At 67.7% G+C, this 9,672-nt stretch carries 11 protein-coding genes; 9 read left to right on the top strand and 2 right to left on the bottom strand.

The annotated features are described in order from the left end of the window. On the bottom strand, window positions 1–183 hold a 183-nt coding region (locus tag Ahu01nite_RS26950), incomplete at its 3' end, for a hypothetical protein (RefSeq protein ID WP_438874833.1). Window positions 184–342: 159 nt separating this feature from the next. On the opposite strand from Ahu01nite_RS26950, the gene Ahu01nite_RS26945 reads away from it, so the two are divergent. The 3 genes from Ahu01nite_RS26945 (at window position 343) to Ahu01nite_RS26935 (ending at window position 3,057) form a co-directional block, all read left to right on the top strand. Next, the gene (locus Ahu01nite_RS26945) at window positions 343–1,398 is read left to right on the top strand and encodes a site-2 protease family protein (RefSeq protein WP_239159169.1); all 1,056 of its coding nucleotides are present in this window, start codon (window positions 343–345) and stop codon (window positions 1,396–1,398) included. Between the two features lie 19 nt (window positions 1,399–1,417). Continuing rightward, a complete protein-coding gene (locus tag Ahu01nite_RS26940) occupies window positions 1,418–2,398 on the top strand; it encodes a tRNA (adenine-N1)-methyltransferase (protein ID WP_203839424.1) in 981 nt (326 codons plus the stop codon). Between the two features lie 68 nt (window positions 2,399–2,466). Then, window positions 2,467–3,057: a hypothetical protein gene (locus Ahu01nite_RS26935; RefSeq protein WP_203839423.1), complete on the top strand. Its 591-nt coding sequence runs from the start codon at window positions 2,467–2,469 to the stop codon at window positions 3,055–3,057. 22 nt (window positions 3,058–3,079) lie between these two features. On the opposite strand, the gene Ahu01nite_RS26930 is transcribed toward Ahu01nite_RS26935, so the two are convergent. Then, window positions 3,080–3,370 (bottom strand): ferredoxin, encoded by a 291-nt coding sequence (locus Ahu01nite_RS26930; protein WP_203839422.1) that lies wholly within the window; start codon window positions 3,368–3,370, stop codon window positions 3,080–3,082. 180 nt (window positions 3,371–3,550) lie between these two features. Between Ahu01nite_RS26930 and arc the strand changes: the two genes are divergently transcribed. The 6 genes from arc to prcA all read left to right on the top strand — a co-directional run bounded on the left by arc (window position 3,551) and on the right by prcA (window position 9,654). Beyond that, complete coding sequence (gene arc, locus Ahu01nite_RS26925) at window positions 3,551–5,332, top strand: proteasome ATPase (RefSeq protein WP_203839421.1); 1,782 nt, start codon at window positions 3,551–3,553, stop codon at window positions 5,330–5,332. A 164-nt stretch (window positions 5,333–5,496) separates the two neighbouring features. Next, on the top strand, window positions 5,497–7,017 hold the full coding sequence (gene dop, locus Ahu01nite_RS26920) for a depupylase/deamidase Dop (RefSeq protein ID WP_344572319.1): 1,521 nt from the start codon (window positions 5,497–5,499) through the stop codon (window positions 7,015–7,017). Between the two features lie 115 nt (window positions 7,018–7,132). Beyond that, on the top strand, window positions 7,133–7,348 hold the full coding sequence (locus tag Ahu01nite_RS26915; protein ID WP_106124861.1) for a ubiquitin-like protein Pup: 216 nt from the start codon (window positions 7,133–7,135) through the stop codon (window positions 7,346–7,348). A gap of 197 nt (window positions 7,349–7,545) precedes the next feature. Next, entirely contained in the window at window positions 7,546–8,025 is a 480-nt protein-coding gene (locus tag Ahu01nite_RS26910) for an endonuclease VII domain-containing protein (protein ID WP_239159168.1), read from the top strand. After that, complete coding sequence (gene prcB / locus Ahu01nite_RS26905; RefSeq protein ID WP_203839419.1) at window positions 7,944–8,786, top strand: proteasome subunit beta; 843 nt, start codon at window positions 7,944–7,946, stop codon at window positions 8,784–8,786. Before Ahu01nite_RS26910 ends, prcB begins: the two co-directional genes overlap by 82 nt. Window positions 8,787–8,841: 55 nt before the next feature. Further along, entirely contained in the window at window positions 8,842–9,654 is an 813-nt protein-coding gene (gene prcA / locus Ahu01nite_RS26900) for a proteasome subunit alpha (protein ID WP_203839418.1), read from the top strand. Window positions 9,655–9,672: the final 18 nt, after the last annotated feature.

Raw genomic sequence — 9,672 nt, 5'->3', positions numbered from 1 at the left:
CAGATCAGCCGAAACCAGCGGCAGATCAGCCGAAACCAGCGGCAGATCAGCCGAAACCAGCGGCAGATCAGCCGAAACCAGCGGCACATCAGCCGGAGCCGGGGACAGATCAGCCGAAACCGGAGGCAGATCGGCCGGGGGCGGCGCAGGGGACGAGGGGGACGTAACCGCTTCTGCCGTCATACCCCCAAGGCTAGGGGAGAGGTACGACAAAACCGGCTCTCAGGGTCGGTCCGTAGCATCCTTCCCGTGGAGGATGACGTTCAGCGGACACCGGTGGCTCGGCGTGGCAGGCGGCCGCTGGGGCGGGTGCTGGGGTTCGCGGTGTTCGCCAGCCCGTCGATGATTCTGCTCGCGATCCTGGTCACGGTGGTTTACGGGGGGTACGCGGAGAGCGAGCTGGGGTTGGGGCCCGTTTACGCGTACGCCATCGGCCTCGGGTTTGTGGTTTGTCTGATGGGTTCGGTTCTGTTGCACGAGCTGGGGCATGCGCTGACGGCGCGGCACTACGGCATCGGTGTGCGGGGGATCACGCTGGAGCTGCTCGGGGGTTGGACCGAGATGGATCGGGACGCGCCGAGCCCGCGGGTGGAGGCGCTGATCTCGCTGGCGGGGCCGGCTGTGTCGTTCGTGCTCGGGGCGATCGCGACCGGGGCGGCGTTCGCCCTGCCGGAGCGGACCGTGGCCGGGGAGATCGCGTTCCAGCTGGCCGCGAGCAATGTCATCGTGGCGATCTTCAATGTGCTGCCGGGGCTGCCGCTGGACGGCGGGCGGGCGTTGCGGGCCGTGGTGTGGGCGGTGATCAAGGATCGGAACAGGGCCACCGAGGTCGCGGCGTGGGCCGGGCGGGGGATCGCGCTGCTGACCGCTTTCGCCGTGATCATGCTGTACCGGCTCGAGGTGCTCACCCTGTTCGGGGTGATCTTCATTCTTCTGGTCACATTCACGCTGTGGCAGGGCGCCGGTCAGTCGATCCGGCTGGCGCGGATGACGCGTCGCTTCCCGCTCGTCGAGCTTGCGGCGCTCGCCCGGCCGCTCTACCGCGTACCGTCGGGGATGCCTCTCGCGGAGGCACAGCGCCGCGCCGAATCGCACCAGAGCCTGGCCGTGGCCGATGCCGAAGGCAGGGTGGTGGCGCTGGTCGATGAGGCCGCGATGGCCGCTGTGCCGGCCGAGCGACGGCCCTGGGTGAGCATCGACACGGTGGCCAGGGACCTCGCGCGGGTGCCGGTCCTGGCCGCCGATCTCACCGGCGAGCAGGTGGTCCGGGCCGTTCAGGCCCACCCGGGTGCACAGTACGCGGTGACGGCAGGCGAGGATGTCGTCGGCGTGTTGCGCGTCGCGGACCTGGCGGAGTTGCTGGAGCCGCGCCGGACCACGCGCCGCAGGACCGCGTGAAACATCGAGAGAGGGATCAGTGACCGTTCAGGACAACACCGTCGCCGAAGAAGTCGTGCCCGCCCACCGCGGGCCGTTCCGTCCGGGCGACCGCGTGCAGCTCACGGATCCCAAGAACCGCATGCACACCATCGTCCTGGAGCCCGGTAAGGAGTTCCACACCCACCGCGGCGCCCTCGCGCACGACGCGCTGATCGGCCTGCCCGACGGCAGCGTCGTCGTCTCCGCCGGCGGCACCGCCTACCTGGCGCTGCGCCCGCTGCTGTCCGATTACGTGCTGTCGATGCCGCGGGGCGCGCAGGTCATCTATCCCAAGGACGCCGCGCAGATCGTCGCGATGGGTGACATCTTCCCGGGTGCGAAGGTTCTCGAGGCCGGTGCCGGGTCGGGTGCGCTGAGCTGCTCGCTGCTGCGTGCGGTCGGCGGCGGCGGTGAGCTGCACTCGTACGAGATGCGGGAAGATTTTCTTGCCATCGCCCGTAAGAACGTCGAGGCCTTCTTCGGCGGGCCGCACCCGGCGTGGAACCTGCACCACGGTGACGTGGCCGGCAACACGGAGACCGGTTTCGACCGGATCATCCTCGACATGCTGACCCCGTGGGAGACCCTAGACATGGTCGAGAAGGCGCTCATCCCCGGTGGTGTCTTCATCGGGTACGTCGCCACGACCCCGCAGTTGTCGGAGCTGGTGGAGGCGCTGCGCGAGCGTGGCGGCTGGACCGAGCCACGCGCGTGGGAGTCGCTCGTGCGCGACTGGCACGCCGAGGGGCTCGCTGTCCGTCCGGACCACAGGATGGTCGCGCACACCGCGTTCCTGGTCTCGGCCCGCAAACTCGCCCCCGGCGTCACGGCACCCCCGCGGCGGCGCAAGCCGAGCAAGGGCGCCGAAGCGTACGCACTACGCCGCGCCGCCCAGGCCGCGCTCGCCGCCGCAGTGGCGAACGAGGCAGCCGTGGCCGCGGAGGAGTCCGTAGTCGAGGACGTCGATCCGGTGGCGTGACGGCGTGGCGCACGTCCGGTAGTTTCCGTCGCGGTTTGTTCGGGCTTGGGAGGGAACGGGTGGGCGCGATGAGTTCTCCGCCGTTCGGGGGCAGCAACGAGATGCCGGCTGTGTTCCCCGACTGGTCGCCGTACGAGGACCTGGACTCGGCCGCGCGTGCCTACCTGCGTGATCCGGAGGTGGCCCTCGACGCCCTCTTCGGCGTGCTGCGCGGCGCGTCGGTGCTCTGCTTCACCCTCGAGCGCTTCGTCAACGAGGTCAACGGCGTGTGGCAGGAGGTCGTCATCTGTGACGGCAGCCGCCTCGTGCTGTGGCACGGCGAGGACGTGGCGCCCGGCGACGGGCCGGTGGGGTCGATGACCTCGTCGCTGCGGGTGGTGCCGCTGTCGACGGTGACCGAGGTGGGCTGCCGCCGGCGGCTCACCCGCACCTCGAGCGGGCAGGCGCGGGTCGACAGCATTGACGTCTACCTGCTGCTGAGCTCGGTCGACGACGCGGTGCCCCCGCCCGGGATGGCCGAGGAGGAGGGCCGGGCCGCGCTGCGCCACGACGCGCTGCGGTTCGGCAAGACCCTCGACGACGGCGGTCCCGGGCAGATTGCCCGGTTGGAGGAATTTTCCCGAGTTGTCGCATCTTTGGTCGGACGCCCGACACTGTGACATTTTCCTCGGGGATTCCGGTCTAGTCTTCGGCCTCCGGTCCGGCGACCTCCACGTCGTCGGACGCGCGCACGACGTGGATGCAGTCGCCCGGGCACTCCTTCGCCGAATCGATCACTTCCAGCACCAGGTGCGCCGGGACCCCCGTGCGCACCCCGGGGCTCTGCAGCAGCTCACCGGCGCTGTCCTTGACGTATGCGAGCCCGTCGATGTCGAACTCGAAGACCTCGGGCGCGTACTGCACACACAGCCCGTCGCCGGTGCACAGGTCCTGGTCCACCCAGACCTCAAGCTCGTCTGTACCGGTCTGCACGGACACCGGACACCCCCCTCGATAGCTCTGACCGACGGTACCCGAACCCCCTGACCACTCGGCGTGCCCACCTGCCCCAATCGATCAAGCTTCAGTGACGAGGGTGTTGCATGGGTCGAAATCCGCCGTTCAGCGGTTAGTGTTGTGGGTAGAACGTTCGAGCCCCCGGGGAGGTGGGACGTGGCACGTAGCGACGAGGCGGATTCACGCGCCGCACGTTGGGAGAAAGAGGCCAACGATCTCTCCAGCCAGGTTGCGTTCCTGCAGGAGGAACTCGCTCTGGTTCGGCGGAAGTTGACCGAAAGCCCCCGACACGTCCGTCAACTCGAGGAACGGCTCGCGGCAACGCAGGCGCAGCTCTCCCGAGTGACAGAGAACAACGACAGGCTCGTGGCGACCCTCAAGGAAGCCCGGGCTCAGATCGTCACTCTCAAAGAAGAGATTGACCGGCTCGCCCAGCCGCCCAGCGGCTACGGCGTCTTCCTGGCCGCGCACGAGGACGGCACCGTCGATGTCTTCACCGGCGGCCGCAAGCTCCGCGTGGCAGTCTCCCCGTCCCTCGAGGTCGAGGAGCTCAAACGCGGGCAGGAAGTCCTGCTCAACGACGCGCTCAACGTGGTCGACGCGTTCGGCTACGAGCGGGTCGGTGAGGTTGTCCTCCTCAAAGAGGTGCTGGACAACCCCGACGGCGGTCCCGGAGACCGGGCCCTGGTCGTCTCGCACTCCGACGAGGAGCGCATCGTCCACCTCGCCGACAGCCTGATCGTCTCCAAGCTGCGGGCCGGCGACTCACTCATGATCGAGCCGCGCTCGGCGTACGCGTACGAGCGCATCCCGAAGAGCGAGGTCGAGGAGCTCGTCCTCGAAGAGGTGCCGGACGTCGACTACACCGACATCGGTGGTCTGCACTCGCAGATCGAGCAGATCCGCGACGCGGTGGAGCTGCCCTTCCTGCACGCCGACCTGTTCCGGGAGCACCAGCTGCGCCCGCCGAAGGGCATCCTGCTCTACGGCCCGCCCGGCTGCGGTAAGACCCTGATCGCCAAGGCGGTCGCCAACTCGCTCGCGAAGAAGATCGCCGAGCGCCGCGGTGAGGAGAAGCACACCAGCTACTTCCTCAACATCAAGGGTCCCGAGCTGCTCAACAAGTACGTGGGTGAGACCGAGCGGCACATCCGCCTGGTCTTCCAGCGGGCCCGGGAGAAAGCCGGCGAAGGTACGCCGGTCATCGTGTTCTTCGACGAGATGGACTCGATCTTCCGCACCCGTGGCTCCGGCGTCTCCTCCGACGTCGAGAACACCATCGTCCCGCAGCTGCTCAGCGAGATCGACGGTGTCGAGGGCCTCGAGAACGTCATCGTCATCGGCGCCTCCAACCGCGAGGACATGATCGACCCGGCCATCCTGCGACCCGGCCGGCTCGACGTGAAGATCAAGATCGAGCGCCCCGACGCGGAAGCCGCGAAGGACATCTTCGCCAAGTACATCCTCAGCGGCCTGCCGCTGAGCACGGACGACCTCACCGAGCACGGCAACGACCGGGACGTCACCGTCGCCGCCATGATCGAGGCAGTCGTCCTGAGGATGTACACGGAGTCCGAGGAGAACCGCTTCCTGGAGGTCACCTATGCCAACGGTGACAAGGAGGTCCTGTACTTCAAGGACTTCAACTCCGGTGCGATGATCCAGAACATCGTCGACCGCGGCAAGAAGATGGCCATCAAGGAGTTCCTCACCTCCGGCAAGAAGGGGCTGCGCCTGCAGCACCTGCTCGACAGCTGCGTCGACGAGTTCCGCGAGAACGAGGACCTGCCCAACACCACCAACCCGGACGACTGGGCCCGCATCTCCGGCAAGAAGGGCGAGCGGATCGTCTACATCCGCACGCTCGTCTCCGGCGGCAAGGGCGCCGAGGCCGGCCGCTCCATCGAGACGGCCAGCAACACCGGTCAGTACCTGTAGTTCTTTTTTGGAAGACGCAGAGACGCGGGCGAGGGCTTGTCCCTCGCCCGCGTTTTCTTTACTAAGCGTGGCGTTCCGGGTACGGCCCGGGGCGAGAACTGCTACGGAAGCGTCTAGGCTCGATACATGGGCAACGGCAGCACAGTGGCGGGCGGAGTAATCGCATGAGCGTTCGGCGAATCATGGGCACCGAGGTCGAGTACGGAATCTCCGTGCCCGGACAGCCCGGCGCCAACCCGATGGTCACCTCATCCCAGGTCGTCAACGCGTACGGAGCCCGGCCGGAGCTGAACAACCGCGGCGGCCGCGCCCGATGGGACTACGAGGAAGAATCACCCCTGCGCGACGCCCGCGGCTTCACCTACTCCGGCGCGGCCTACGACCCGGCGGACGCACTCGCCGACGAGGACCTCGGCCTGGCCAACGTGATACTGACCAACGGTGCCCGCCTCTACGTCGACCACGCACACCCCGAATACAGCACCCCCGAATGCACCAACCCGCTGGACATCGTCCGCTGGGACAAGGCCGGCGAACGCGTCATGGCCGAAGCCGCCCGCCGCGCCGCGACCATCCCCGGCACCCACCGCATCCAGCTCTACAAGAACAACACCGACAACAAGGGCGCGTCGTACGGCTCGCACGAGAACTACTCCATGAGCCGCCAGACACCGTTCGCGGACATCGTCGCGCACCTCACCCCGTTCTTCGTCACCCGGCAGATCTTCTGCGGCGCCGGCCGCGTCGGCATCGGGCAGGACGGCTCCGGAGCCGGCTTCCAGATCTCCTCGCGCGCCGACTTCTTCGAGGTCGAGGTGGGCCTCGAAACCACCCTCAAGCGCCCGATCATCAACACCCGCGACGAACCCCACTCGGACGCCGACAAGTACCGCCGCCTGCACGTGATCATCGGCGACGCGAACCTCTCCGAGATCTCCACCTACCTCAAGGTCGGCACCAGCGCCCTGATCCTCGCCATGATCGAGGCGAAGGTCTTCACCGGCGAGCTCGGCATCGCCGACCCCGTCAGCGAGCTCAAGGCCGTCAGCCACGACCCGTCGCTCAAACACCTCATGCGCCTGCGCGACGGCCGCCGGCTCACCGCCCTCGACCTCCAATGGGCCTACTACGAGCGCGCCAAGGCCTTCGTGGACGAGCGCTACGGCGCCGACGCCGACGAGCAGACCGTCGACGTGCTCGACCGCTGGGAGAGCGTCCTCACCCGCCTCGGCGACGACCCCATGAAATGCTCCGAGGAACTCGACTGGGTCGCCAAACTGCGCCTGCTCGAGGGCTACCGCGACCGCGAGAACCTCACCTGGTCGTCACCCAAGCTCGGCCTCGTCGACCTGCAGTACTCCGACGTGCGCCCCGAGAAGGGCCTCTACCACCGCCTGGTGGCCCGGGGCTCGATGAAAACCCTCCTCGACGACGAGGAGACCCGCCGCGCCATGGTGGAGCCGCCCGAGGACACCCGGGCGTACTTCCGCGGCCAGTGCCTCGCGCGGTACGCGTCCGAAGTGGTCGCTGCCAGCTGGGACTCGGTCATCTTCGACGTCGGCCGTGAATCCCTCGTCCGGGTCCCGATGATGGAACCCGAACGCGGCACCAAGAAGCACGTGGGCGCCCTGTTCGACAAGTGCGACACCGCGAAGGATCTGCTCGAGGTGATCACCAGCCGGTAGTGCTGCTCCGCGGGTTCGCCCGCAGAGAAACACGCGGCGCCGCACCGGTTTTCGTCGTATCCGCGAGGTAGGTTTTTCCCAACCCGAAGCGGTTGGGTCTTGAAGGGGGACACCGATGGCAACTCGAGACACCGGCGGCCAGTCGCAGTCCGGCAAGGGCAAGCGCGACGAGGAGATCGAGGACGTCACCACCGAGGCCAATCCCGAGGTCGCCGAGCGGCACGCGGAGATCACCGAGGACGTCGACGACCTCCTGGACGAAATCGACTCCGTCCTCGAAGAAAATGCCGAGGAGTTCGTGAGAGGGTACGTGCAAAAAGGAGGCCAATGAGGCTTATGTCCGATTCGGGGGATTCGGGTATGAAGCGCTGTCCTCAGTGTGCACAAGTTCTGCCTTCGACGGAGTTTCACTCCAACAAGCGGCGTAGTGACGGCTTAGCTTTCTATTGCAAGCGGTGCGCCTCCGAGAGATCGGAGGCGAGCTGCCGGAAGCGAGGCATCAACGCGCAACGGCGCTCCACGGAGCCGGTGCCGTCTGGCAGTAAGTGGTGTCCTGACTGCGGCACGGTAAAGCCGCTCGCGGATTTCGCCCGGACTCGTGCCCACAGCAGCGGCTACCACTCGTACTGTCTGCCGTGCCACAACGCCCGTGGCAAGGAGTCCAAGGAACGGCTGTACGGCGGTTCTCGGGAGTATCACCTCCGCCGCCGCTACGGCATCGATCAGGCAGTGTTCGATGAGCTTCTGGCGGAGCAGGGTGGCGTCTGCGCGATTTGTGGCGTAGAAGATCCTCAACACCTCGATCACGACCATCGCACCGGGTGGGTGCGCGGGATATTGTGCTTCAACTGCAATGGCGGGCTGGGGCAGTTCCGGGACGACCCGGTGTTCCTCGCCGGCGCGATCGCATATCTGAAAGGAACCACGTGGCAGCGGCTTTTGATCCATCCGGGCGTCTTCCAGATGTGTTCACCAATGCGGGGACGTCGTCCTTCACGCAGTTCCTGAGCCAGGCCGCCCCGGAGCTGTTGCCGGGGCGCCGGCCGCTTCCGCCGGGGCTGTCGGCCGGTGATCTCGCGCCGCACGGCACGACGATCGTGGCCATCGCGACGGCTGACGGCGTTGTCATGGCCGGGGACCGGCGGGCGACCATGGGAAACCTGATCGCGAGCCGGGACATCGAGAAGGTGCACCCCGCCGACGCCTATTCCGTGATCGGTATCGCCGGGACCGCCGGGATCGGCATCGAGCTGATGCGGATCTTCCAGGTGGAGCTGGAGCACTACGAGAAGATCGAGGGCGCGATGCTCTCGCTCGACGGTAAGGCGAACCGGCTGGCCGCGATGGTGCGCGGCAACCTCGGTGCGGCCATGCAGGGTCTCGCCGTGGTTCCGCTGTTCGCGGGGTTCGACCTGTCGCCGACCGATGAGTCCCGGCCGGGGCGCATCTTCAGTTTCGACGTCGCGGGCGGGCTCTACGAGGAGACCGGCTACGACGCGATCGGTTCCGGGTCGTTGTTCGCCAAGTCGGCGCTCAAGAAGAAGTACCGCGCCGGGGTGAGCACCGAGGACGCGATCCGGCTCGCTGTCGAGGCGTTGTACGACGCCGCCGACGACGACACCGCGACCGGTGGGCCGGACGTGACCCGCAAGATCTACCCGGTGGTGATGACGGCGACGGCTGAGGGCACCCACCGGCTGACCGAGGCGGAGGTCACCGTCGTGGCCGAGGCTGTGGTCGCCGGCCGGATGGAGAACCCGGGCGGCTGATCGCCCGGTCCTCGTTTTCGTCCCCGATTCCGGTCATCGTTAGGAGTAGCCACCCGTGGCCATGCAGTTCTACGCCTCGCCCGAGCAGGTCCAGCGCGACCGCTCGGAATACGCCCGCAAGGGCATCGCCCGCGGCCGCTCCGCCGTCGTCCTCACGTATGAGGGCGGCATCCTGCTGGTCGCCGAGAACCTCACCTCGCTGCGCAAGATCAGCGAGTTGTACGACAGGATCGGTTTCGCCGCTGTCGGCCGCTACAACGAGTTCGAGAGCCTGCGCCGGGCCGGTGTGCGGATGGCCGACCTGAACGGCCTCGCGTACGACCGGCGCGATGTCACCGGCCGCGCGCTCGCCAACGCGTACACCCAGACCCTGGGTGCGATCTTCTCCGAGACGCAGAAGCCGTACGAGGTGGAGATCTGCGTCGCGCAGGTCGGCGCCGACCCGGCGGCGGACGAGCTCTACCGCATCACGTACGACGGATCGGTCATGGACGAGCCGGGCTTCATGGCGATGGGCGGCTCTGCCGAGGCCATCTCCACCGTGCTGAAGGAACGCCACGACGTCACCGCGGACCTGGCAACGGCGCTGGCCGTGGCGATCAAGGGTCTGGGCAGCGTCGGCGGCGAGAACGGCAGCACCCGCGAGCTGGGGGCGGCGCAGCTGGAGGTCGCGGTCCTGGACCGCCGGCGTCGCGGCCGCACGTTCCGCCGGGTCTCGGGCGCTGCGCTGGAGTCGCTGCTCAAGGGCGGCAAGGACCAGCCCGAACCGGAGCGCGGCGACGCCACCGCCCCCGCCCCGGCCGACGACAAGCCGACCATCTCGGCCGCCTCGGTCGACAAGGAAGGCCACGAGGAAGACAAGAAGTAACCGGCTGCCCGGGCTCGG

The sequence above is a fragment of the Winogradskya humida genome (genome assembly GCF_016862215.1).
GTDB lineage: Bacteria > Actinomycetota > Actinomycetes > Mycobacteriales > Micromonosporaceae > Actinoplanes > Actinoplanes humidus.
The sequence above is the reverse complement of the archived record's forward strand: the minus strand, read 5'-3'. Positions and strand labels throughout refer to the sequence as shown.